The organism is Bauldia sp. (assembly GCA_037200845.1).
Taxonomy (GTDB): domain Bacteria; phylum Pseudomonadota; class Alphaproteobacteria; order Rhizobiales; family Kaistiaceae; genus DASZQY01.
The window spans coordinates 2,684,802-2,707,233 of sequence record JBBCGQ010000001.1; the positions used below are offsets into that span (position 1 = coordinate 2,684,802).

21 protein-coding genes are annotated in these 22,432 nt (G+C 68.2%); 8 read left to right on the plus strand and 13 right to left on the minus strand.

Annotation, left to right across the window (positions count from 1 at the left end; translation table 11 throughout):
- Positions 1–15 precede the first annotated feature (15 nt).
- Both WDM94_13380 and hemF read left to right on the plus strand, forming a co-directional pair.
- Positions 16–294, plus strand: a complete 279-nt coding sequence (locus WDM94_13380; GenBank protein MEJ0013582.1) for a hypothetical protein — start codon at positions 16–18, stop codon at positions 292–294.
- A gap of 97 nt (positions 295–391) precedes the next feature.
- Complete coding sequence (gene hemF, locus WDM94_13385) at positions 392–1,306, plus strand: oxygen-dependent coproporphyrinogen oxidase (protein MEJ0013583.1); 915 nt, start codon at positions 392–394, stop codon at positions 1,304–1,306.
- A gap of 338 nt (positions 1,307–1,644) precedes the next feature.
- On the opposite strand, the gene WDM94_13390 is transcribed toward hemF, so the two are convergent.
- Genes WDM94_13390 through WDM94_13400 form a run of 3 tightly spaced genes read right to left on the minus strand, consistent with a single transcriptional unit; the run spans position 1,645 to position 3,715 of the window.
- On the minus strand, positions 1,645–2,874 hold the full coding sequence (locus WDM94_13390; GenBank protein ID MEJ0013584.1) for a CCA tRNA nucleotidyltransferase: 1,230 nt from the start codon (positions 2,872–2,874) through the stop codon (positions 1,645–1,647).
- Entirely contained in the window at positions 2,874–3,155 is a 282-nt protein-coding gene (locus WDM94_13395) for a DUF6111 family protein (protein MEJ0013585.1), read from the minus strand. The genes WDM94_13390 and WDM94_13395 overlap by 1 nt, the downstream gene beginning before the upstream one ends.
- Entirely contained in the window at positions 3,155–3,715 is a 561-nt protein-coding gene (locus WDM94_13400; GenBank protein MEJ0013586.1) for a CoA pyrophosphatase, read from the minus strand. Before WDM94_13400 ends, WDM94_13395 begins: the two co-directional genes overlap by 1 nt.
- A 290-nt stretch (positions 3,716–4,005) precedes the next feature.
- Here WDM94_13400 and WDM94_13405 point away from each other — a divergent pair, with 290 nt between their 5' ends.
- The 4 genes from WDM94_13405 (at position 4,006) to WDM94_13420 (ending at position 10,966) form a co-directional block, all read left to right on the plus strand.
- A complete protein-coding gene (locus WDM94_13405; protein ID MEJ0013587.1) occupies positions 4,006–5,016 on the plus strand; it encodes a MoxR family ATPase in 1,011 nt (336 codons plus the stop codon).
- A gap of 10 nt (positions 5,017–5,026) precedes the next feature.
- Positions 5,027–5,929 (plus strand): DUF58 domain-containing protein, encoded by a 903-nt coding sequence (locus WDM94_13410; GenBank protein ID MEJ0013588.1) that lies wholly within the window; start codon positions 5,027–5,029, stop codon positions 5,927–5,929.
- Positions 5,926–8,718 (plus strand): DUF4159 domain-containing protein, encoded by a 2,793-nt coding sequence (locus WDM94_13415; GenBank protein ID MEJ0013589.1) that lies wholly within the window; start codon positions 5,926–5,928, stop codon positions 8,716–8,718. The genes WDM94_13410 and WDM94_13415 overlap by 4 nt, the downstream gene beginning before the upstream one ends.
- A gap of 142 nt (positions 8,719–8,860) precedes the next feature.
- A complete protein-coding gene (locus WDM94_13420; GenBank protein MEJ0013590.1) occupies positions 8,861–10,966 on the plus strand; it encodes a hypothetical protein in 2,106 nt (701 codons plus the stop codon).
- A 277-nt stretch (positions 10,967–11,243) separates the two neighbouring features.
- Here WDM94_13420 and WDM94_13425 read toward each other — a convergent pair whose 3' ends face one another.
- The 3 genes from WDM94_13425 to WDM94_13435 form a co-directional block, all read right to left on the minus strand.
- Positions 11,244–12,680, minus strand: a complete 1,437-nt coding sequence (locus WDM94_13425; protein ID MEJ0013591.1) for a DEAD/DEAH box helicase — start codon at positions 12,678–12,680, stop codon at positions 11,244–11,246.
- 219 nt (positions 12,681–12,899) lie between these two features.
- Entirely contained in the window at positions 12,900–13,400 is a 501-nt protein-coding gene (locus WDM94_13430) for an N-acetyltransferase (GenBank protein ID MEJ0013592.1), read from the minus strand.
- 173 nt (positions 13,401–13,573) lie between these two features.
- The gene (locus tag WDM94_13435) at positions 13,574–14,035 is read right to left on the minus strand and encodes an NUDIX domain-containing protein (protein MEJ0013593.1); all 462 of its coding nucleotides are present in this window, start codon (positions 14,033–14,035) and stop codon (positions 13,574–13,576) included.
- Positions 14,036–14,315: 280 nt separating this feature from the next.
- On the opposite strand from WDM94_13435, the gene WDM94_13440 reads away from it, so the two are divergent.
- Entirely contained in the window at positions 14,316–15,194 is an 879-nt protein-coding gene (locus tag WDM94_13440; GenBank protein MEJ0013594.1) for a metallophosphoesterase, read from the plus strand.
- On the opposite strand, the gene WDM94_13445 is transcribed toward WDM94_13440, so the two are convergent.
- Positions 15,191–15,850, minus strand: coding sequence for a hypothetical protein (locus tag WDM94_13445; protein MEJ0013595.1), 660 nt, complete (start codon positions 15,848–15,850; stop codon positions 15,191–15,193). The two genes, WDM94_13440 and WDM94_13445, sit on opposite strands and share 4 nt — an antisense overlap.
- 84 nt (positions 15,851–15,934) lie before the next feature.
- On the opposite strand from WDM94_13445, the gene WDM94_13450 reads away from it, so the two are divergent.
- Positions 15,935–16,426 carry a YbaK/EbsC family protein gene (locus WDM94_13450; protein MEJ0013596.1) on the plus strand — a complete coding sequence of 164 codons (492 nt, stop codon included), beginning with the start codon at positions 15,935–15,937 and terminating at the stop codon, positions 16,424–16,426.
- A gap of 177 nt (positions 16,427–16,603) precedes the next feature.
- Here WDM94_13450 and WDM94_13455 read toward each other — a convergent pair whose 3' ends face one another.
- From WDM94_13455 to WDM94_13480, 6 genes are read right to left on the minus strand one after another with little or no spacing between them, the layout of a single operon-like run.
- Positions 16,604–17,551: a sugar kinase gene (locus WDM94_13455; protein ID MEJ0013597.1), complete on the minus strand. Its 948-nt coding sequence runs from the start codon at positions 17,549–17,551 to the stop codon at positions 16,604–16,606.
- 4 nt (positions 17,552–17,555) lie between these two features.
- Positions 17,556–18,731 carry an iron-containing alcohol dehydrogenase gene (locus WDM94_13460; protein ID MEJ0013598.1) on the minus strand — a complete coding sequence of 392 codons (1,176 nt, stop codon included), beginning with the start codon at positions 18,729–18,731 and terminating at the stop codon, positions 17,556–17,558.
- 23 nt (positions 18,732–18,754) lie between these two features.
- Positions 18,755–20,155: an aldehyde dehydrogenase family protein gene (locus WDM94_13465; GenBank protein MEJ0013599.1), complete on the minus strand. Its 1,401-nt coding sequence runs from the start codon at positions 20,153–20,155 to the stop codon at positions 18,755–18,757.
- Positions 20,156–20,168: 13 nt separating this feature from the next.
- Positions 20,169–20,579 carry a type II toxin-antitoxin system VapC family toxin gene (locus tag WDM94_13470; protein MEJ0013600.1) on the minus strand — a complete coding sequence of 137 codons (411 nt, stop codon included), beginning with the start codon at positions 20,577–20,579 and terminating at the stop codon, positions 20,169–20,171.
- A gap of 1 nt (position 20,580) precedes the next feature.
- Positions 20,581–21,003 carry a hypothetical protein gene (locus tag WDM94_13475; GenBank protein MEJ0013601.1) on the minus strand — a complete coding sequence of 141 codons (423 nt, stop codon included), beginning with the start codon at positions 21,001–21,003 and terminating at the stop codon, positions 20,581–20,583.
- A 55-nt stretch (positions 21,004–21,058) separates the two neighbouring features.
- Positions 21,059–22,429 (minus strand): glutamine synthetase family protein, encoded by a 1,371-nt coding sequence (locus WDM94_13480; protein MEJ0013602.1) that lies wholly within the window; start codon positions 22,427–22,429, stop codon positions 21,059–21,061.
- Between the last annotated feature and the right edge of the window lie 3 nt (positions 22,430–22,432).

Consider the following 22,432-nt stretch of genomic DNA (forward strand, 5'->3'; position numbering starts at 1 on the left):
AGGAAGGAGAGTCCGATGCGCCCGATCATCGTGGGGTTTATCGTCACGGCGGCATTGGCGTCGCTTGCCGGCCCGTCGTCAGTGTCCGCCGGCACGACGCAGCTTGCCGCCACATTCAACCACGCCAACAGCAACCGCTATCAGCACCTGGTGTGCGTCTACGCGCAGGGCGGCGTCGTCCACCAATGCCCGCTGACGATCACCGGGCCACAGGCGAAGGCGGGCCTGCCCTGCTATTGCGGCAATTCGCCGAAGGGCATCATCAAGAGCGTCCCGCTCCAGAACGCGCCCTAGCGCAGCCGTCAAAACCCGTGAGGGGTTTGCGCTGGGTCAATCCGGCGCTATAGCCGCACGCGCCATAGTGGCCCGCACAAGCTCGGCGAGGCCCATCATGAACGTCCACGTGAACCCGGTCATGCCCGACAACCTCGAAGACAAGAAATCCCGCGCCGCGGCGTGGTTCGCGGAGCTTCGCGATAGCATCACGTCAGCCTTCGAGGGGCTGGAAGAATCGCTGCCCGCCAATGGCCCCCTCGCCGACCGGCCGACCGGCCGTTTCGTACGCACGCCGTGGAAGCGCACCGACCACACCGGCGCCGATGGCGGCGGCGGCGTCATGTCGGTGATGCACGGCCGCGTCTTCGAGAAGGTCGGTGTGCATATCTCGACAGTGCACGGCGAGTTCGCGCCGGATTTCCGCAAGGACATCCCCGGCGCCGAGGAGGACCCGCGCTTCTGGGCGGGCGGCATCTCGCTGATCGCGCACATGCAGAACCCGCATGTCCCCGCCGTGCACATGAACACGCGCATGGTGGCGACGTCGCGGAACTGGTTCGGCGGCGGCGCCGACCTCACGCCTGTGCTGGCGGAGCGCCGCACGCAGACCGACCCCGACACCATCGACTTCCACGCCGCCATGAAGGCGGCCTGCACGCGCCACAGTGCGGTTGCCGACTACGACCGCTACAAGAAATGGTGCGACGAATACTTCTTCCTGAAGCATCGCAACGAGATGCGCGGCGTCGGCGGCATCTTTTACGATTGGCTGAACTCGGGCGACTGGGAGGCCGACTTCGCCTTCACCCGCGATGTGGGACTGGCGTTCCTCGGCGTCTATCCGGAACTGGTGCGGCGCAATTTCGCCAAGCACTGGAGCGAAGCGGAGCGGGAGGAGCAGTTGGTACGCCGCGGGCGCTACGTCGAGTTTAATCTGATCTACGACCGCGGCACGATCTTCGGGCTGAAGACGGGCGGCAATATCGATTCGATATTGTCGTCGATGCCGCCGGTCGCGAAGTGGCCGTGACGACCTTCCACCCCTGTCATCCTTCGGCGAGGCCGTAGGCCTCGACCGGAGGACCACTCTCCCCCGCACAGCGGTATTTGTTGAAACTGATCCTTCGGTCGGCGCTCCGGTCGGCGCTGCGCGCCGCCGAAGGATGACAGTAGAGGGGATGCCGACGCGGGAGTGGAAGGCGTTCCCCTACCCGCCTCGCATTCGCTCGGCACCCTCCCCGCAAGGGGGAGGGAGGATAGGCAACTCGCATTCGAAATATTCGAGCGCCGGAAGAGCAACGCGCGTCCCTCCCCCTTGCGGGGAGGGTGGCCGGCGAAGCCGGACGGGTGGGGGCCTGCGTTGCAGTCCTATTGCTGCGCTGCGATCATCTGCTGCAGCCGCGCCCTGAGCGCCGCCTCGTCCGGCGCGAAATCCTGCTCGATCCACCACGCCTCCACGGCGCGGAGCAGCGTGCCGATCGCGGGGCCGCGCGGCACGTCGGTGACGTCGCGGCCGCCGAGCGGGAACACCGGCGCCTTCCACCGGTCGGGCAGATGATAGAGCTGCTTCCACACCGAGCCTTCCGGCGTCACGCTCCAGGCGAAACCCTGGAACACGCCGTCCCGGAAGGCTTCCTCGCCGAGCCGGTAGAGCGCGCGGCGCTCCGCGCGCGCATCGGGAAACGGCGTGAACGAGCGGGCGGCGGCGAGCGTCGCCGTCATGCGGTCGCGCTCGAGGTTGGAAAGGCGCAGCCGCTCGGTCAGGCGCAGCGCGTCTTCCTCCACGCGGCAGCCGAGCGCCGTCAGCCGCGTTGCCGGCGCGACCTCAGCCTTCGCCGCGGTCGATGCCCGCACCATCTTGCCGAACGGCGCGAGATAGGCGACGCCGCCGAAGACGACGCCGAGAATGCCCGACTCCTGCATCAGCGTCGCGACCTCGACGGCGCGCGGCGCGATCACGATCTTGCGCATCTCCTGCCCGATGCGCTCGGCCGAGAGATCGCGGATGTCGTTGCGCGCGCGGATCGCGGCCGACAGGGCAGCCGGGTCGATGGCGCCCTCGCCGTATTCGGCATGGAAACGGAACAGCCGCAGGATGCGCAGGCGATCCTCGGCGATGCGCTGCGCCGGATCGCCGATGAAGCGGATGCGCCGCGCGCCGATGTCGGCGAGGCCGCCGACCGGATCGTGGACAGTGCCGTCCCTGTCGACCGACAGCGCGTTGACCGTGAAATCGCGGCGCATCGCGTCGGCTGTCCAGTCGCGCCCGAAGCGGACGACGGCGTGGCGCCCGTCGGTGGCGATGTCCTCGCGCAGCGTCGTCACCTCGTACGGGTGTCCGTCCATCACCAGCGTGACGGTGCCGTGGTCGATGCCGGTCGGCACGACCTTGATGCCGGCCGCGGTTGCCTGCGCCGTCACCTTGTCGGGCGTCGCCGTCGTGCCGAAATCGATATCGCGGATCGGCACGCCGAGCAGCGCGTTGCGCACCGCGCCGCCGATGATGCGCGTCTCCTCGCCGTTCAACAGCGCGAAGATTTTCTGCACGTCCCCGCGCCGGAACCACGCCTCGCCGGAAAGATTGGGCAGCGCGTCCATCACGGCGTCGCGGGCGGCGGCTCGAAATGGCCGGGGATGATCTTGCCGTTTTCCAGGTGCGCCGGGACGTAGACCCCGCCCGGCGGATCGGAATCGAGATGGACGAAGGCGACGAGGATCGCGATGACCAGCACGGCGCCGGCAAGCGCCAGGTAGCCGATGGTGCGGATTTCCCAGTCCGCCGCCTGGGTCAGCGTGCGCTGCGTCACGATCAGCCACAGCGCATAGGCCGCGAACGGCAGCAGGAAGAAGACCGCGTCGAAGGCGACGAACCGCAGCATCAGCCGTAGACCTGCTCGTAGAGCCCGCGGATGATTCCCGCGGAAACGCCCCAAATATAGCGTTCCGCGAAGGGTATCTCATAAAACCAGCGTTCCCGCCCGTAGAAGCTGCGGGAAGCGCGACGATGGTTAGCCGGGTTCATCAGGAAGGCCAGCGGCACCTCGAAGACATCGGCGACCTCGTCCGGGTTGGGCGCCAGCACATAGCCGACCTCGACCCGCGCCAGCACCGGCACGATGCGGAAGCCCGTGCGGCTGAGATACGGCGGCAGCGTGCCGACCACCGAAATGAGGTCGCGACCAAGCCCGATCTCCTCCTCCGTCTCGCGCAGCGCCGCCGCGACCGGCGAGGCATCCTCGGCGTCGATCTTGCCGCCCGGAAACGCGATCTGCCCCGCGTGGTTCGGCAGATGCTCCGTCCGCAGCGTCATTATCACCGTCGCCTCCGGCTCCCGCGCCACCACCGGGATCAGCACCGCGGCATCGCGATAGGTCGCCGGGACGCCGGTGAGGTCCGGGTTCAGCACGTGGTCGCCGCCCGCTTCCCCCGTCCGCGCCAGCGCGCGCGATGCGGCGGCGAAGAACGTCGCGGGGGCGAAGGGAGTGGCCTCGGTCACGTCGCCGCTTTCACTTTGCGGTGAAGCCGGCGCGTACGATGTCGCAAACCATTGGCACGGCCACGCTTTCGCCTCGCTTCCTGCTTGTTATCGATATCCTCGGGTCTAATGCCCAAGCGTCTGCAATCCCCTATTGCGCTGCAAACGCCCATGCAACAATCCCCAAGGTCGCCCGCGAGTCCGGAAGAGGCCGATGGCCTCGGCTGGCGGAGCCCGAAGACGAGGTCGGATATATGAGCGCCATCAATACCGCCACACCCCCGGACATGGACCGCATCATCGCCGAGACCGACGCCGCGGTCGGCAAGATCCGCGCCGCCCGCGCCGCCATCGGCAAGGTGATCTACGGCCAGGAGTCGGTGGTCGAGCGGACGATGGTGACCATCCTCGCCGGCGGCCACGGCCTGCTCATCGGCGTTCCCGGCCTTGCCAAGACCAAGCTGGTCGAGACGTTGGGCACGGTTTTCGGCCTGACCGCCCGCCGCATCCAGTTCACGCCCGACCTGATGCCTTCCGACATCATCGGCTCGGAGGTGATGGACCAGGCGAACGACGGCCACCGCGCCTTCCGCTTCCTGCCCGGCCCCGTGTTCGCGCAATTGCTGATGGCCGACGAAATCAACCGCGCCTCGCCACGCACGCAGTCCGCCCTGCTCCAGTCGATGCAGGAGTATCATGTGACCGTCGCCGGCGCCCGCCACGACCTGCCGGCGCCGTTCCACGTGCTGGCGACCCAGAACCCGCTGGAGCAGGAGGGCACTTACCCCCTGCCCGAAGCCCAGTTGGACCGCTTTTTGCTCCAGATCGACGTGCTCTATCCGGACCGGACCGCCGAGCGGCGGATGCTTTTCGAGACGACCGGCGCGACCGAGGCGCATGCCGAGGCGGTGCTCGATGCGGTCACACTGCGCGGCATCCAGCAGCTCGTCCGCCGCATGCCGGTTGGCGAAAGCGTCGTCGAGGCGATCCTCGATCTCGTCCGCTCCGCCCGCCCCGACGGCGCCCCCAACCCGAAGCTCGCCTCCGCCATCGCCTGGGGCCCCGGACCGCGCGCCAGTCAGGCGCTGATGCTCGCCGCCCGCGCCCGCGCGCTGATCGATGGACGCTACGCGCCGTCTCTGGACGATGTCGCGGCGCTGGCCGAACCGGTGCTCCAGCACCGCATGGCGCTCTCCTTCTCCGCCCGCGCCGACGGCCTGACCGTCCGCGACGTGATCGCCGAGCTCAAGCAGAAGATCGGATAGCGCCCCCACGATGGACCGCGCCGCCCTCGCGCCACTGACGGAGGCCAAAGGCATCGCCGACGCGATGCCCGAGATGCTGATCGAGGCGCGGCGCGTGGCGAACGTGGTGCTGGCGGGATGGCACGGCCGCCGCTCGCCAGGCCGCGGCGAGACGTTCTGGCAGTTCCGTCCCTTCGTCACCGGCGAGGCCGCAGCATCGATCGACTGGCGCCGCTCCGCCCGCGACGAGCACCTGTTCGTCCGCGAGATGGAATGGGAAGCAGTGCACACACTCTGGCTCTGGCCCGACCTGTCGCCGTCGATGGAGTTCCGCTCGCGCCTGGCGCCGGTGAGCAAGCGCCAGCGCGCCACGGTGCTGACGCTGGCGCTGGCCGAGCTGCTGGCCAATGCCGGCGAACGCATCGGCCTGCTCGGCGCCTCCGACCCGATCATGGCGCGGAACGCCGCCGAGCGCGTTGCGGCACTCCTGCCGCGCGCCGGCGACGCCGGCCTGAAGCCCAGCGCCAGCGCGCTCCGCCGCTTCTCCGACGTCGTGCTGTTCGGCGATTTTCTCGATCCGATCGCCGAGATCGACGCGATGCTGGACGCGATCCTGAGGACAGGCGCCCGCGCCCACATCGTGCAGATCACCGACCCGATCGAGGAAACCTTCCCTTACGCCGGCCGCACCGAGTTCGTCGATCCGGAAACCGGCGCCCGCCACGTCGTCTCGCGCGCCGAACAGTACCGCGAGGACTACCAGCGCCGTCTCGCCGCGCTCCGCGAGCATCTGCGCACGCTGACGCGCCGCCTCGACTGGACGTTCCTCGTCCACCGCACCGACAAGCCGGCGACGGAGCCGCTGCTGGCGCTGCACGCGCGCCTCGCCGACCGCTCGCACAGCCTTGGCATGCATGTGGGACGCGCCGCATGATCGGCGCCTTTGCCTTCGCCAATGCCGGGATGCTGCTAGCGCTCGCCGTGCTGCCGGTCATCTGGTATTTCCTGCGCCTGATGCCGCCGAAGCCGCGGCTGGAGCAATTCCCGCCGACGCGGCTGCTGCTCGAGATCGCGCAGAAGGAAGAGCAGCCGGCGCGGAGCCCCTGGTGGCTGACCGCGCTCCGTCTGCTGCTCGCCGCCGCCGTCATCTTCGCGCTCGCCGGCCCGGTGTTCAAACCGACCGGCGAGGTTGCGCCCGGCGCCGGCCCCTTGCTGCTCGTCGTCGATAACGGCTGGGCCTCGGCGCCGCAGTGGCCCTCGATGCTGGCGACGGCGCACCGCGTCGTCGATCTCGCCACCGAGCAGAACCGGCCGATCGCGCTTCTCGCCACCGCCGAACCCGCCAACCAGAATCTCGCGCCGAGCGACGGCGCCGAGATCGGCCGCCGCCTCGATGCGCTGGCACCGCGACCGTGGTCGCCGGACTACGCCGCGCTCACCCCCGCGCTTGGCGTGGCAACCAGGACGACCGCTTTCGGCGGCACCGCCTGGCTTTCCGACGGTCTCGGCGGCGACGCCGTCACCGCGTTCGGCGCGGCGCTCGGGGCCGACGTCAACGGCCCGCTGCTCGCCTACACCGACACCGCGACCGACCTGTTCGCGCTGAAGCCAGCCGTCGGCGATGCCGATGCGCTGACCGTGCCGGTCATCCGCCGCAACCCGGCCGAGGCGGCCGGCGGCCTGGTGCGCGCCACCGACATCCGCGGCCGCGTCATCGGCGAGCAGCCGTTCGCATTCGCCGCCGGCAAGGCATCCGCCGACGCGAAGTTCACGCTGCCGGTCGAACTGCGCAACGACATCGTGCGGCTTGAGGTGACCGGCACCAGCACCGCGGGCGCGGTGCAGCTCCTCGACGACCGCTGGCGCCGGCGCCAGGTCGGGCTGCTATCCGGCGCCTCGGTCGAGGCGGCGCAGCCGCTGCTCTCGCCGCTCTACTACATCTCGCGCGCCGTGCAGCCCTTCGCCGACGTGCGCGAGCCGCGCGACGCCAACGCCGACGTCGCCATCCCCGAACTGATCAACGGCGGCGCGTCGGTCATCGTCATGGCCGACATCGGCAACCTCGCCACCGACGCCGAGGACGCGGTCGAGAAATGGGTGCAGAACGGCGGCACGCTGGTGCGCTTCGCCGGCCCGCGCCTCGCCGCCGCGACCGACAAGCTGATCCCGGTGACGCTGCGCCACGGCGACCGCGTTCTGGGCGGCACGCTCTCGTGGCAGACGCCGCAGCCGCTCGCCTCCTTCAGCGACAAGAGTCCGTTCGCCGGACTGGCGGTGCCCGACGACGTGCTGGTGCGCCGGCAGGTGCTGGCCGAGCCGGATGGCGCGCTCTCCGACCGCACGTGGGCGGCTCTCGCCGACGGCACGCCGCTGGTGACGGCCGCGAAGACAGGCAAGGGCTGGCTGGTGCTTTTCCACGTCACCGCCGATACGAGCTGGTCGAACCTGCCGCTTTCCGGCACCTTCGTCGATATGTTGAGGCGAATCATCGCCTTCTCGGCCAACGCCGGCAACGGCGCCGACACCGCGTCCGCGCCGCTGCCTGCCTACCGGCTGCTCGACGGCGCCGGCCACTTCGCCGCGCCGACGGCCGACGCAGAGCCGCTCAGCGGCGACATCGCCAAGGTCACGGTCAACCTGCAGCATCCGCCCGGCCTCTACGGCTCCGAGGACGGCTTCCGCGCGCTGAACCTTCTCGGCGACGACGCGACGCTGGCGCCCTTCGCGCTGCCGTCGAGCGGCACGACGACGGTCCGCAACTATCCGACCGCGGCACCGACGATCCTGTCGCCGTGGCTGATTGCGCTCGCCGCCGGCCTGCTCGGCCTCGACGCGCTGGCGGTGCTGTGGCTGAACGGCGGCTTCCGCTGGCGCCCGCGCCGCGCCGCCGCCACGACCGCGGCAATCATGCTCGCCGCGCTGGCGCTGTTCGCCGGCAGCGGCCGCACCAACGCCGACGAGGCGAGCGACGCCTTCGCCCTGTCGGCGATGGACAAGACGCACCTCGCCTACATCATCACCGGCGACGCGCAGGTCGACGAGACCAGCCGCGCCGGCCTCCTCGGCCTCTCCGACGAGTTGGCGGCGCGCACCGCGCTCGAGCCGGGCGACCCGATCGGCATCGACCCGGCGAAGGACGAACTGGCGTTCTTCCCGCTGATCTACTGGCCGGTCGTGCCGACCGTTGCCGCACCGCCGCCGGCGACGATGGCCAAGATCGATGCCTACATGCGCCAGGGCGGCTCGGTGCTGTTCGACACGCGCGACCAGCTCGAGCGCTCGATCTCGGTCAACAGCTTCGGCGGCACGCCCGCCGCCGATCGCCTGCGCGATATCCTGTCGAGCCTCGACGTGCCGCCGCTCGAGCCGGTGCCGGCGGACCACGTGCTGACCAAGGCGTTCTACCTGCTCAACGACTTTCCCGGCCGCTACGCCGGCGGCCCGCTCTGGGTGCAGACCACCGACACCTCCGACGAGCGCAGCGACCGCCCGGCGCAGGCTGGCGACGGCGTCTCGACCATCCTCATCACCGAGAACGATTTCGCCGGCGCCTGGGCCGTCGATGCCGATCGCACCTTCCTCTACCCGACGGTGCCCTCCGACCCGATGCAGCGCGAGATGGCCTACCGCACCGGCATCAACATCGTGATGTACACGCTGACCGGCAACTACAAGGCCGATCAGGTGCACGTGCCCGCGCTGCTCGAGCGGCTGGGGCAATGACGCGCGCCGCGGCGGTCCATCCCCTCCCATGTCGTTCCCGCGAAGGCGGGAACCCAGTACACGCCGGCAGCGCGTTTCAATCGTCGGTCCTGCGTTTACTGGATCCCCGCCTTCGCGGGGATGACAACGAGAGGAGGAGCGGATGAACTGGTCCGTCTCCTTCGCCCCGCTCGTTCCGCTGCCCGTGCTGATCGCCATCGCGGTCGTCGCCGCGTTGCTGATCCTGCCCGGCATCTTCCGCCGCATGCGCGGCGCCTGGCTGCGGGTCGCGGCGGGCGTCGCGCTGCTGCTGGCGCTCGCCAATCCCGTGCTGCTCAACGAGGACCGCGAGCCGCTGTCGACGGTCGTGGCGCTGGTGGTGGACAAGAGCGCCAGCCAGTCGCTCGACGGGCGCGACAAGGTCACGGCCGAGGCCGAGGCGCAGCTCAAGGATCGCCTGTCCCAGTTCCACGGCATCGAGGTGCGCACGGTCGAGGCCGGCGGCAACCAGGGCGGCCAGCCGGTGGACGGTACGACGCTGTTCGGCCCGCTCGCCACCGCGCTCGCCGACGTGCCGCCCGAGCGCGTCGGTGCCACCATCATGCTGACCGACGGCCAGGTGCACGACATCCCGGCGAACGCCTCGGGCCTGCCGGCGGCGCCGCTCCACGTCCTGCTATCCGGCCACGAGGGCGAGCGCGACCGGCGCATCGTCATCGACCAGGCGCCGCGCTTCGGCATCGTCAACGAGAAGCAGACCGTCAAATTCCGCGTGCTCGACGATGGCGCCACCGGGCCCGAGGCGCCGGTGCGCGTGACGATCACCCGCGACGGCGATCCGCTGTCGGTCGAGACCGTGACGCCCGGCGCGCCGTCGGAGCTGACCGTCGACATCCCGCACGGCGGCCAGAACATCCTCGAGTTCGAGGCCGAGCCGCTCACCGGCGAGCTGACGCCGGTCAACAACCGCGCCGCGGTCGAGATCGAAGGCATCCGCGAGAACCTGCGCGTGCTGCTCGTCTCCGGCGAGCCGCATGCCGGCGAGCGCACGTGGCGCAACCTCCTGAAGTCGGACGCCTCGGTCGACCTCGTCCACTTCACCATCCTGCGCCCGCCGGAGAAGCAGGACGGCACGCCGATCAATCAGCTTTCGCTGATCGCCTTTCCGACGCGCGAATTGTTTTCCGAGAAGATCGACCAGTTCGACCTGATCATCTTCGACCGCTACCAGCACCAGGGCGTGCTGCCCCTGCTCTACTTCGACAACATCGCGCGCTACGTCCGCGACGGCGGTGCGCTGCTCGTCGCGGCCGGGCCGGACTACGCTTCGCAGGGCAGCCTCTACGACACGCCGCTGGCACCGGTGCTGCCCGTGGCGCCGACCGGCAACATCATCGAGCAGCCGTATTATCCGACGGTAACCAAGGTCGGCGAGCGCCATCCGGTGACGCGCGGCCTCGACGGCTCGGCGTTCAGCCCGCCGCACTGGGGCCGCTTCTTCCGCCTCATCGACGTCGATAAGCCGCAGGGCAACGTCGTCATGGACGGCGCCGAGGACAAGCCGCTGCTGATCCTCAATCGCGAAGAGAAGGGCCGCGTCGCGCTGCTGCTCTCCGACAACACCTGGCTGTGGGCGCGCGGCTACGAAGGCGGCGGCCCGCACGTCGACCTGCTCCGCCGCCTGGCGCACTGGCTGATGAAGGAACCCGACCTCGAGGAGGAGGCGCTGCGCGCTTCCGCCCGCGCCGGCGGCCTGACCATCGAGCAGCAGACCATGGCCGACACCAGTTCGCCGGTGACGGTGCGCAAGCCTTCCGGCGCGACCTCGACGGTGAACCTCGCCGCCGCCGAGCCCGGCCTTTGGCGGACGACGATCCCCGCCGACGAGATCGGCCTCTGGCGCGTCGAGCAGGGCGACAAGCGCGCCTTCGCCCACGTCGGCGCCGCCAACCCGAAGGAATTCATCGACGCGCGCTCGACGGCGGACAAACTGAAGCCGCTGGTCGATGCGACGCACGGGCTGATCACCCGCATGGCCGATGCATCCGGCAAAGTGACGCTGCCGCGCATCGTGCCGGTGCGCTCGGCGACCGCGACCGCCGGCTCGGACTGGATCGGGATTCGGATGACCGACGCGAGTGTGCTCAAGGGCATCACGCGCATCCCGCTGTTCACGGGCTTCCTCGGTCTGTTTGGGATTGCGGGATTGTTCGGGCTGCTGGCGCTGGTCGGCCTGCCGTTCGCGACGTGGATCCGCGAGGGGCGATAGAGCGTAGCGGTCCTCCCCCGTTTACGGGGGAGGTGGCGGCGCACAGCGCCGACGGAGGGGGCCGCCCCCTCCACCACCTTCGGCGGTCCCCCTTCCCCGTAAACGGGGGAGGACCACAACAACTAGCGCTTACCCCCAACCCACCGCCGCTGCGCGGCGGTCCCCCCTCCCCGCAACGGGGAGGGAAATCTCGCTGCAGCGGCCTACCTTCCCTCCCCCTTGCGGGGAGGGTGCCGAGCGTAGCGAGGCGGGTGGGGGACCGCCTCGAGATTGAAACTTAGTGCGCCGAGCCCTGGCTCATGCCGCCACGCCGCGGCTTGGCCATAAAGCCGACCTCGCCGATGACGTTGCCGTTGTGCGGGCGCGACGGCGCGTTCGGGCGCTGGCCCTGCTGACCGCCGCCCTTCTTGCCGCCCTTGCCCTGATGGCGCGGCTTGCGGTTTTCGCCGTTGCCGTCGCGCTGGCCGCCGCCGTTGCGTTGCGGCTGCTGGCCGCGGCCGCGATTGCCGCCGTTGCCATTATTGCCCCGATTGCCGCCGCGGCGGGCTTCGGCCGCAGCCTCGGCGTTGTCCTTGGTCGGGTCCCAGTTCGACTCAGCTCCCGCCATCGGCACCTGCCGGCGGATCAGCTTCTCGATGTCGCGCAGGAACGGCATCTCGTCGGACGAGACCAGCGAGATGGCGATGCCCGAGGCGCCGGCGCGCGCCGTGCGGCCGATGCGGTGGACGTAGGTCTCCGGAATGTTCGGCAGGTCGTAGTTGATGACGTGGCTGACGCCATCGACGTCGATGCCGCGCGCCGCGATGTCGGTCGCGACCAGCGTGCGGATCTTGCCGGCGCGGAACGCCGCCATGGTGCGCTCGCGGTTGCCCTGCGTCTTGTTGCCGTGGATCGCCTCGGCCGGGATGCCGGCGTCGTTCAGCGAGCGCACGACGCGATCGGCCCCATGCTTGGTGCGCGTGAAGACGAGAGCGCGGTCGACGGCCTCCTTGTTGAGGATGTCGGCGAGCAGGCGCGGCTTGCCGGCACGGTCGGTGCGGATCGCGCGCTGCTCGATCAGCTCAACGGTGGTGGCGGCCGGAGTGACCGCGACGGTGACCGGATCGCGCAGCATCTGCTTGGCGAGGTCGGCAATCTCCGACGGCATGGTCGCCGAGAAGAACAGCGTCTGCCGCGCCTTCGGGATCATCGCGACGATCTTACGGATGTCGCGGATGAAGCCCATGTCGAGCATGCGGTCGGCCTCGTCGAGGACGAGCACGGTGACGCGGTCGAACGAGACGGCGCGCTCGTTGGATAGATCGAGCAGGCGGCCGGGGGTGGCGACGAGGATATCGACGCCGGCGGCGAGCGCGCGGATCTGCTTGCCGATCGGCACGCCGCCGATGGCCAGCATCGTCTTCAGCCGCATGTGGCGGCCGTAGGTGTGGAACGAGTCGACGATCTGGCCGCCGAGCTCGCGCGTCGGGCACAGCACGACGACGCGCGGCGCCTTGGGCAGCAGCTTCTCGTTGGCAGCGGCGAGGCGATGCAGGATCGGCAGCGCGAACGCCGCGGTCTTGCCGGTGCCGGTCTGCGCAATGCCGATGACGTCGCGGCCTTCCAGCGCCGGCGGGATCGCTGCGGCCTGGATGGGCGTCGGCTTCTCATATTTCTCTTCGGTGATGGCGCGGGTAATGGGCTCGGCGAGGCCGAGTTCAGTGAAAAGGGTCAATTCGAGTCTCTCGATTCAAGCGAAGAGGCCCGAACCTCGTTTCACGAGAATCGGCGCGACGTCGCGGTGGTTATCAACCAATCCCGCGATGCCTGGGCTGTCGATATTTCAGGGTGATGACGGGCGCTGAACTCCGCTTCGCGGAATCGTGCAACGCGGCCCGTGGCCGACATATGGGCCGGAACAGGGTGCGAAGCAATGAATATTATCGTCGCGTGCCTAACGCTTCGCGCGTTCCGCCGCCCCGCCCAAACCCTCCAGCGCCCCCGGCGCCAATCCCGCGACCAGCACCCGATCCGGATCGACCCACGCCGGCAGCGTGATCGCGTCGCGCCCGAGAAACTCGAAACCGAGCGGCCCGTAGTACGGCAGATCGCCAACCAGCATGACGACCTTGTGGCCGGCGGCGCGTGCCGCATCGAGCGCCAGGCGCACCAGCGCGCGTCCGGCTCCCTGCCCTTCGTAAGCCGGCGAAACAATCAGCGGCCCGAGGATCAGCGCCGGTCTGCTGCCGATGGTGATCGCCGTCAGGCGCACCGAGGCAACCACCTTCCCATCGACCGTCGCGACATGGGAAAGCGCGAGGTCCGGTGGCACGCCGTCGCGCAGCACGGCAGCAGCGCGCTTCGTCCAGCCCGGCGGAAAGACGGCGTTGTGCATGGCATCGATGACGGGAGCGTCGGACGGCTGCTCGAGCCGGTATACGAAAGGAGAGGTCATGGGAGGGGCCTGGAAAACGGGATCGGCGAGATCCGGCCCGCCCGCGCTAGAGGTGCGCGGCGGCAGGCCGAACGGCGGCGCGTGACCGGAGGTCACGGGCGGAAATTCGTCGTCGCGCGATGCGGCTTGCCATGGGCGATGCCCCTAACACGGCGCCGCCGGCCGGTCCAGACTCACCAGTCGGCCGAGCGCGGCGCGCCTTCCACGATCTCGGCGATGCGTCGGCGCGTCGGTTTGGTGATGTCGGCCGGCAGCGCGTCGAGCGCGAAGAATTGCGCGTCGACGATCTCGATATTGGGATACTGCGGCCGCCGCGCCTGGCGCCAGTGGCGGCAGACGTAAACGGCGACATGGTCGCGCGCACCGTGCGCCCGCTGCAGATAGAGGCCGAAGAGCTCCGCCTCGCCGGTGAGCGCAATGCCGCTCTCCTCCTCCAGCTCGCGCGCCATCGCCTCGGCGATGGTTTCGCGCCGCTCGACGCCGCCGCCTGGGAAATGCCAGCCCGGCGTGTAGCTGTGCTTGATCAGCAGCACGCGGTTCTGCGCGTCGAAAACCACGGCCCGGACACCCAGCGTTAACCCTCGGCGATGGCGCTGGAAGAACAAGAAGGTCCGGATGGGAAGCCGAAAAAGCAAGGGATATTAAACCTTTAGCCGCCATGCCATTGGCGCAACCGAGACCCGCGTGCCGCCGTCTGGCGGTTCAGGGCGCCGATCGCTACCTCAAGCCTTAGCGAAATCACGACAAGCGAGATTATCATGTTCACCCGCATCGCCCGCCGCATCGACAGCTACCGCCACCTGTGGAAGCAGGAAACCGCGTTCCGCGACCGCCGCGTCGCCGGCATCGTCATCGGGTTCCTCGGCCGCTAGACGCGCCTTTACGCTGTCGCGCCCGTCCGCTAATGCGGGCGGCATGCTGCTGGCGCATATTTCCGACGTCCACCTCGGGCCCCTGCCCGCCGTGCGCTTCCGCGAGCTCGCGAACAAGCGCGTCTTTGGCTACGTCAACTGGCAGCGCAACCGCGCCGGCGTCTTCGACATCTCGGTGCTGACCGCGATCACCGACGACATCGCGGCGAAACATCCCGACCACATCGCCGTCACCGGCGATCTCGTCAACCTCGGCCTCGATGCCGAATACGACGCCGCGCTTGCCTGGCTGAAGACGCTGGGCACGCCGCACGACGTCACCGTCGTGCCCGGCAATCACGACGCGTATCTCCGCCGCTCGATCGAACGCTACTCGACGACCTGGCTGCCCTATGCCAACGGCGATCATCCCAACCCGACGATGGCGTTCCCGTTCATCCGCCGGCGCGGATCGCTAGCGCTGATCGGGCTGTCGACCGCGGTCGCCACAGGCCCGTTCATGGCGACCGGCCTGATGGACGAGCAGCAGGCGGAGGCGTTCGGCAAGGCGCTGGAGGAAACCGGGCGCGAGGGCCTCTGCCGCGTCGTGCTGATCCATCACCCGCCGCTGCATTCGCTGACCACCTGGCCGCGGCGGCTGATCGGCGCCAGCCGCGTGCGCGCGCAAGTCGCGAAGTATGGCGCCGAGTTGATCCTCCACGGCCATAACCATCGCACCTCCGTCGCCGAGATCGCGGGCCCCAACGGGCCCGTGCCCGTCGTCGGCGCCGCCGCGCCGTCGATCACGCCGAACCGCCGCCATCCCGGCGGCGCGTACAATCTGCTGACCATCGAAGGCAGTGCCGGCAAATACGCGATCGCGATGGCGGAACGCGGATTCCGCGGCAGCGCCATCACCACGGTGCTGGAAAAGAAACTCTAGCCGACCGCGATCCAGGCGTAGGCGAAGAGCGCGGTCCCCCCGATCAGGATGCCGCCGAGGAAGGCGGCGACCAGCCAGCCGACGTTGCGCGGATCGATCGCCGGCACGGCTGCCCGGCGCGGGCGTGCCGCGGCAGCCGTTGCCAGCGCCTCGCGCGCCAGCGCCCGCCGGTCTTCGTCGCGGCGCGTCTCTTCCGACAGGCGCGTGCCGAGATCGTCCTGCCGTGCCCGCTTGATCAGCCAGTCGCCCTCCATCGCGCGCTCGCGCTCGATGATGCGCTCGGCGACGTAGTGCGTGATCGTGTCGGCGATGTCCTCGATCTTCGCCGTCTCGAGAATGACGGTGCGGCCGAGGCGGGTGTCCTTGAGAAAGCGATACGAGCGCCGGTCGCGCGCCATCACCACGAACGACGTCATGTCGATCCACAGCCGCGGCGGCGTTCCCGACGCGACGGTGAAGATGAACTGCTCGTCGTCGGCCGGCACTTCGTTGAAGACCGAGCGCAGTTCCTCGGCCAGAATCTCCAGCCGCGCCCGCTCCGCGTCGCGCAGTTCCACGACGACGTCCGAGCGCTCGGCCTCGGCCGTGCGCACGCTGCGCAAGGTATCGCGCAGGCTGCGCACCTTTTCGCCGCGGTTATCGGTCGTGTCACTCAATGCTTGAAACTCCGGAAGCGGCGCGCGACGGTTAACCAAAGGTTAGCAAAGTCGGCTCGCTTGCGAGAGGGGAAAGTGCACGGAATGGACCATGAAGTGGTGAACGCCCTGCCGGCCGCCGCGGAACGCGTCCGCAAGGCCGCCGAAGCGCTCGGACTGGCCATCGCCGTTAAGGTGATGCCGGCCGCCACCCGCACCGCCGAGGAGGCCGCCGCGGCCTGCGGCTGCGCCGTCGGCCAGATCATCAAGTCTCTGATATTCAAGGGGAAAGAGACGGAGCGCGCCTATCTCTTCCTGGTCTCGGGTTCCAACCGGGTGAACGAAAAATCGGTCGGCGCCAGGCTCGGCGAGGCGATCGTGCGACCCGACGCCGACTTTGTCCGCGCCACCACCGGCTTCGCCATCGGCGGCATCCCGCCGCTCGGCCACGCCACCCCGCTCGTCCCGTATCTCGACGCCGACCTGTTGCAATACGGGACGGTGTGGGCCGCGGCCGGCACGCCGAACGCGGTGTTCGAGGTCGATCCGGCGAGGCTGAGGGATGCGACGCGGGCGGTGGTGATTGGGGTGACTTGAGTTGCGGAGAGACACCCCTCCCCAAAACGCCTTCGGCGTTTTGACCCTCCCGCAAGGGGAGGGTTCGTCGTGTTGAAAGATCGCGCTTCAACAAACTCCACTTGAGCCCTCCCCTTGCGGGAGGGCCAAAACCGCGCAGCGGTTTTGGGGAGGGTGTGCCTCCGCAGACTCTCAAGCCTAGTGCCGACCCCGTGACACATGCGTAGCGCCGGCCATCATCGCAGCCTCCACCGCGGCGCGCTTGGGCATCGGCGCCACCGCCCCGTATCCCTCCGTCGACAGCGCCGCCGCCACGTTGGCATAGCGGCCGGCAGCGAACGCATCGCCGGTGCGCAGATATTCCGCGAGGAACGCGCCGGTGAACGTGTCCCCCGCCCCGGTCGCGTCGACCAGCTTCGCCGCGCGCGGCGCAATCCGCTCGCGCTTCTCCTTCGTCGCGATCAGCGCGCCTTCGGAGCCGAGCGTCATGGCCACGACCTTCGGCCCGACGCTCAGATAAAAATCCGCGATCTTGTCGGGATCGTCGAGGCCGGTGAGCTGGCGCGCATCGTCGATCGAGGGACGCAGGATATCGCTGAGCCCTGCGGCGGCGTGGATAACCGCACGCGCCCGGTCGAGCGGCCAGAGGCGCAGGCGCAGGTTCGTGTCATAGGAGACGGCGACGCCCGCCGCCCGCGCCGTCCGCATCGCGTGGAAGACGGCGTCAGCGGCCGACGACGATATCGCCTGGCTGATGCCCGAGGCGTGCACGACCTTCGCCGCATGAATCGCCTCGACCGGCATGTCCTCCGGCGTGATCCGCGAGGCGGCCGAGCCGGCACGCATGTAGGAGAAGACGTGGCCCGAGGGACCGTGGTTGACGAAATAAAGCCCGGTGTGGGCAACCGGACTGCGCTTCACGGCGCTGACGTCGATCCCCTCGCCCTGCCACAGCGCCAGGAAAGAGTCACCGAACTGGTCGGCGCCGACCGCGGTGACGTAGCCGACCTTGGCGCCCTGCCGCGCCGCGGCGATCGCTGCGTTGGAGGTGTCGCCGCCATGGCCGGAGCGGAACACGGTCTCGCCCGGCGCTTGGTTTAGCTCGAACAGCGGCTCGCCGATCGCAATAATGTCGAAGCCGGCCATTCGTTCAGAGCGCGCCGGCGATTGCTGCGGCGTAGAGCTTCTCGTAATCCGCGGCCTTGAGCGGGCGCGGATTACCGCCCGTCGACGGATCGATCTCGGCCATCGGCGCGGCCTGCGCCACGGCGTCAATGTCGAAGCCGATCTCCTTCAGCGTATGCGGGATGCCGATGCGCTTGCGCAACTGCAGCACCCAGTCGACGACCGCCTCGGGCGTATACTTGGGCAGATCGAGATAGCGCGCCAGCGCCGCCAGCCGCTCCTTGATCGCCGGCGCGTTGTGCAACAGCACGTACGGCATCACCACCGCGTTGGTGAGGCCGTGGTGCGTACCGCGCAAACTCGACGCCGGATGGCTCATCGAATGCATGCCGCCGAGGCCCTTCTGAAACGCCACGGCCCCCATCGACGATGCCGCCAGCATGAAGGCGCGCGCGTTGATGTTCTTGCCATCTTCCACCGCGACCGGCAGCCACTCCTTGCAGAGGCGCAGGCCTTCGAGCGCGATGCCCTCGCCAAGCGGGTGGAAGAACGGGCTGCAGTACGATTCCAGGCAATGCGACAGCGCGTCCATGCCGGTCCACGCTGTGATCTTGGCCGGCAGGTCGAGCGTCAGCTCCGGATCGGCGATGACGACGCGCGGCAGAAGCTTAGGATGGAATATGATCTTCTTGGTGTGGTCGCTCGGATCGGTGACCACGGCGGCACGCCCGACCTCGGAGCCCGTGCCCGCCGTCGTCGGCACCGCAACGATCGGCGCGATCGCGTCGCTGTTGGCGCGTGTCCACCAGTCCTCGCGGTCCTCGAAATCGAACACCGGCCGCGTCTGCCCCGCCTGGAAGGCGACCAGCTTGCCGATGTCCATGCCCGAGCCGCCGCCGAAGGCGATGACGCCGTCGTGTCCGCCCGCCTTAAAGGCGGCGATGCCGTCGTCGAGATTCTTCAGCGTCGGATTGCCGTCGACCTTCGAGAAGACCGCGACCGGAATCTTCGCCGTCTTAAGAATTTCCAGCGCCTTCGCGACAATGGGCAGGTTGACCAGCCCGGGATCGGTGACGAAGAGCGGCCGCTTGATGCCGGCGGCCTCCAGCGCCTGCGGCAGTTCGCTGATCCGCCCGGCGCCGAAGCGGACGGCGGTCGGGTACGACCAGTTGGCGCGCAGCGACGGATATTGGTCGATCATGATTTTTCTTCTTGCTTAGGCGGCTAGGCGATCTTGGTCCTGAGATGGAAACTCTTCGGCCGCGTCAGGTGCTCGTAGCCGACGCGCGACAGCGTCGCGCCGCGGCCGGATTCCTTCACACCCACCCAGGCAAGGCCGGGCTCGAGGTAGTCGGCGCGGTTCATGTAGACGGTGCCGGTCTGCACATGATCGCCGATCGACTTCGCTGCGTCCTCGTCCGCCGTCCAGATCGAGGCGGTGAGGCCGTAAGGTGAATCGTTCATCAGCCGGATCGCCTCGGCATCGTTGGCGACCTTCATGATGCCGTGCGCCGGGCCGAAGGTTTCCTCCATCATGATGTCCATGGAGTGATCGACGTTGGCGAGAAGCTGCGGCGCCATGTACGGCGTGCCGACCTTTGAGGCGGCGAAGTTTTTCTCGTCGATCAGCGGCCGCGCGCCCTGGCGGATGGCCTTGGCCACCTGCTCACGCACGTAGTCGGCCGCCTTGGTGCGCACCAGCGGCCCGAGCGTCGTCGACTCGTCGGTCGGCGAGCCAAGCTTGTAGCTGTTGATCAGCGCCACCGACGCCTCGAGGAAGCGGTCGTAGACGGCCTCGTGGACATAGATGCGCTCGGCCGCGCAGCACGACTGGCCGGAGTTGAAGTAGCCGGCGTCGATCACGTTCTCGACCGCGAAGGCGATGTCGGCATCGGCGCGCACGTAAGCCGGATCCTTGCCGCCAAGCTCCAGCGTCGTCGCCGGAAAATTCGGCGCCGCGGCGACGGATGCCATCACCGCGCGCCCGCCGGCGGTCGAGCCGGTGAAGCCGACCTGATCGACCAGGCCGGACGAAATCGCGGTGTGCGTCGCTTCATGCGACATGTTCAGAATCTGGAATACGTCCTTGGGAAGACTCGCCTTCTTGAACATCGCGTCGATGTGCTCGGCGACCAGCGCGGTCTGCGACGAATGCTTCATCACCACCGTGTTGCCGGCGATGAGCGCGGGCAGCACGGCGTTCAGCGCCGTCATGTAGGGGTAGTTCCACGCCGGCAGATTGAGCACGACGCCGAGCGGCTCGCGGCGCAGGAACAGCGTGAAGTTCGGCTTCGGTCCGACGTCGATATCGGCGAGCGCCTCGGGCGCGATCTTGATCATGTAGCGCGCGCGCTCTTCGAAGCCGCGCATCTCGCCCGGCCCGTAGCGCACCGGCCGGCCCATCTGCCACGCCAGCAGCTCGGTCACCTTCGCCTTGTCGGCGACCATCGCATCGGTGAACGCGGCCGCGAACTTCAGCCGCTCGGCCAGCGGCACCTCGCGCCAATGCAGTTGAGCCGCCCTGGCACGCTGCAGCGTTTCGTGGACGCTCTTATCGTCGGCCAGCGGGCGTTCGGCATAGACGCTGCCATCGACGGGGGAGATGATTTTCAGGGTCTGGTTCATGAAGAACACACAACTAGCATTGGATGGCGAGCACTTGCCCGGCGTCGCGGTATTCCAGGATAAGGCGGTCGCGCGTCACGATGGTGTAGCCGTGTTCCCGGGCGGTAGCGACGATAATTCTGTCGCTCGGGTCCCGAGGCGGCTTGCCAGGAAGGAAACAGGAATCGATGAAGATCGAAGGGCTCACATCAGCGGGCTCGAAAAACTGTATCGCCATCAGCTTGTCGAACCAAATCTTCGGCGAATAGGGCGAGGCAAACCGCCCCCTCACTGCCAAAAGTCCGACCTCCCAAGCCGTTATAGCCGACACGAACACAGGTTCCGCGAGATCACGCGCCCGGTCCATTGCGTCTTCCGCGACGGGATGAAGCTCAGCGCCTGCAACGATCCATAAGGCAGCGCAAGTATCGAGGAGTAGCGGCATATCAGGAATGCCAATGATTCCAGTTTGGGTCCTCGATCAAATCGGCCCATTCGGGATCGGCAGGTTCTGTCAGATCAACGCCGGGAGCGATCCACGTGACGTCTTTTAGCGCTCCAAACGCCGGATGGCGGCGACGCTGTTTGTCAGCTCCGGCTGCCTTCTCGATCACCGGAGCGACATTGTCCGCCGACTTGCGAAACACCAATCGCCCTTTCTCAATATCTACCTGCTCCGTCTTGTAACCAGCTGCCAACCACTCGCTCGTCATGACGTTGTTGGTGGGATTGTTGCTCCACCAAGCCGGATAGTTCTTCGAATTCGGCAGGCGGAAGCCGAGCACTCGCTCGATCTCGGCAAATGTCATCGGCACCACGTCAGTGCCTCGTTTCTGGAGGAAGGAACGGATTGGCGCGTACTTTCCCATGGCATTTCCTTTGCCACGAACACTACTAAACACAACTAAGTGTGTCAACTAACACTTAATACCGCTCAAACCCACGCTTCAGTTCCCAGTCCGTGATCCGCCGGTCGTATTCGAACTGCTCCCATTCCGCCGTATGGACGTAATGGTCGATGACTGCGTCGCCGAACGCCGTCCGCAGCATCTTCGACTTGTCCATCAGCGCCGAAGCTTCGCGCAGCGTCTTCGGCACTTCGCGCAGCCGCTTGCCCTGGTAGGCGTCGCCGACGTAGGGCGCCTCGAGCTCCAGCTTCTGCTCGATGCCGGCGAGCCCGGCCGCCAGCAGCGCCGCATAGGCGAGGTACGGGTTGAGGTCGGCGCCGCCGACGCGGCATTCGATGCGGATGGCCTTGGAGTGCGCGCCGCAGAGGCGGAAGCCGGCCGTGCGGTTGTCTTCCGACCAGATCGCCTTGGTCGGCGCGAAGGTGCCGGCCTGGAAGCGTTTGTACGAGTTGATGTAGGGCGCCAGGAACCACGTGATCTCGCGCGCATACGCGAGCTGGCCCGCGACGTACTGCTGCATCAGCTTCGACATGCCGTGCTCGGCCTTGTCGTCCTGAAACAGCGCCTTCCTGCCGGCGGCGTCCCACAGGGAATTGTGGATATGGCTGGACGAGCCGGCGAGATCGAAGCGCCACTTCGCCATGAAGGTCACCGACTTGCCCTGGAGCAGCGCGATTTCCTTCACCGCGTTTTTCAGAATGACGTGGTTGTCGGCCATGGTCAGCGCGTCGGCGTAGCGGACGTTGATCTCCTCCTGCCCCGGCCCCCACTCGCCCTTGGAATTCTCGACGGGGATGCCCGCGCCCTGGAGGCCGAGGCGGATCGCCCGCATCACGCCCTCCTCCTTGGTCGTCTGCAGGATGTGGTAGTCCTCGATGTAGCGGCCGGCGGTCTTCAGGCTGTCGTATTTCTTGTCGGCCGCCGTCTCGTAAGTCTCGTCGAAGAGATAGAACTCGAGTTCCGAGGCGAAAAACGAGCTCATCTTCTGCGCCGACAGGCGCGCGATCTGCTTCTTCAGCATGCCGCGCGGCGCGTGCGGCACGTCTTCGTGGTCGTGGTGGTCGAGGATGTCGCAGAGCACCAGCGCCGAACCCGGCAGCCACGGGATGCGCCGCAGCGTCGCCATGTCCGGCTTCATGACAAAGTCGCCGTAGCCCTTTTCCCAGTTGGCGGCGGCGTAGCCGGGCACCGGCTCCATGTCGATGTCGTTGGCGAGCAGATAGTCGCAGCCGTGCGTCTCCTCGTGGGCGCTGTCGAGGAAGTATTCCGCCTGCATGCGCTTGCCGACCAGCCGGCCCTGCATGTCGGGGAACGCGACGATGACCGTGTCGATCTCCCCCTTGCCCACCGCCGTCTGCAGATCCTTGAACGTCAGCATTCCCGGCATGAC

What these genes read in the sequence shown, in the direction of transcription:
- WDM94_13380 (MEJ0013582.1), top strand. Translation starts at nt 16, where the DNA reads ATGCGCCCGATCATCGTGGGGTTTATCGTCACGGCGGCATTGGCGTCG.
- hemF (MEJ0013583.1), top strand. Translation starts at nt 392, where the DNA reads ATGAACGTCCACGTGAACCCGGTCATGCCCGACAACCTCGAAGACAAG.
- WDM94_13390 (MEJ0013584.1), bottom strand. Translation starts at nt 2,874, where the DNA reads ATGGACGCGCTGCCCAATCTTTCCGGCGAGGCGTGGTTCCGGCGCGGG.
- WDM94_13395 (MEJ0013585.1), bottom strand. Translation starts at nt 3,155, where the DNA reads ATGCTGCGGTTCGTCGCCTTCGACGCGGTCTTCTTCCTGCTGCCGTTC.
- WDM94_13405 (MEJ0013587.1), top strand. Translation starts at nt 4,006, where the DNA reads ATGAGCGCCATCAATACCGCCACACCCCCGGACATGGACCGCATCATC.
- WDM94_13410 (MEJ0013588.1), top strand. Translation starts at nt 5,027, where the DNA reads ATGGACCGCGCCGCCCTCGCGCCACTGACGGAGGCCAAAGGCATCGCC.
- WDM94_13415 (MEJ0013589.1), top strand. Translation starts at nt 5,926, where the DNA reads ATGATCGGCGCCTTTGCCTTCGCCAATGCCGGGATGCTGCTAGCGCTC.
- WDM94_13420 (MEJ0013590.1), top strand. Translation starts at nt 8,861, where the DNA reads ATGAACTGGTCCGTCTCCTTCGCCCCGCTCGTTCCGCTGCCCGTGCTG.
- WDM94_13430 (MEJ0013592.1), bottom strand. Translation starts at nt 13,400, where the DNA reads ATGACCTCTCCTTTCGTATACCGGCTCGAGCAGCCGTCCGACGCTCCC.
- WDM94_13440 (MEJ0013594.1), top strand. Translation starts at nt 14,316, where the DNA reads ATGCTGCTGGCGCATATTTCCGACGTCCACCTCGGGCCCCTGCCCGCC.
- WDM94_13450 (MEJ0013596.1), top strand. Translation starts at nt 15,935, where the DNA reads ATGGACCATGAAGTGGTGAACGCCCTGCCGGCCGCCGCGGAACGCGTC.
- WDM94_13455 (MEJ0013597.1), bottom strand. Translation starts at nt 17,551, where the DNA reads ATGGCCGGCTTCGACATTATTGCGATCGGCGAGCCGCTGTTCGAGCTA.
- WDM94_13460 (MEJ0013598.1), bottom strand. Translation starts at nt 18,731, where the DNA reads ATGATCGACCAATATCCGTCGCTGCGCGCCAACTGGTCGTACCCGACC.
- WDM94_13465 (MEJ0013599.1), bottom strand. Translation starts at nt 20,155, where the DNA reads ATGAACCAGACCCTGAAAATCATCTCCCCCGTCGATGGCAGCGTCTAT.
- WDM94_13470 (MEJ0013600.1), bottom strand. Translation starts at nt 20,579, where the DNA reads ATGCCGCTACTCCTCGATACTTGCGCTGCCTTATGGATCGTTGCAGGC.
- WDM94_13475 (MEJ0013601.1), bottom strand. Translation starts at nt 21,003, where the DNA reads ATGGGAAAGTACGCGCCAATCCGTTCCTTCCTCCAGAAACGAGGCACT.
- WDM94_13480 (MEJ0013602.1), bottom strand. Translation starts at nt 22,429, where the DNA reads ATGCCGGGAATGCTGACGTTCAAGGATCTGCAGACGGCGGTGGGCAAG.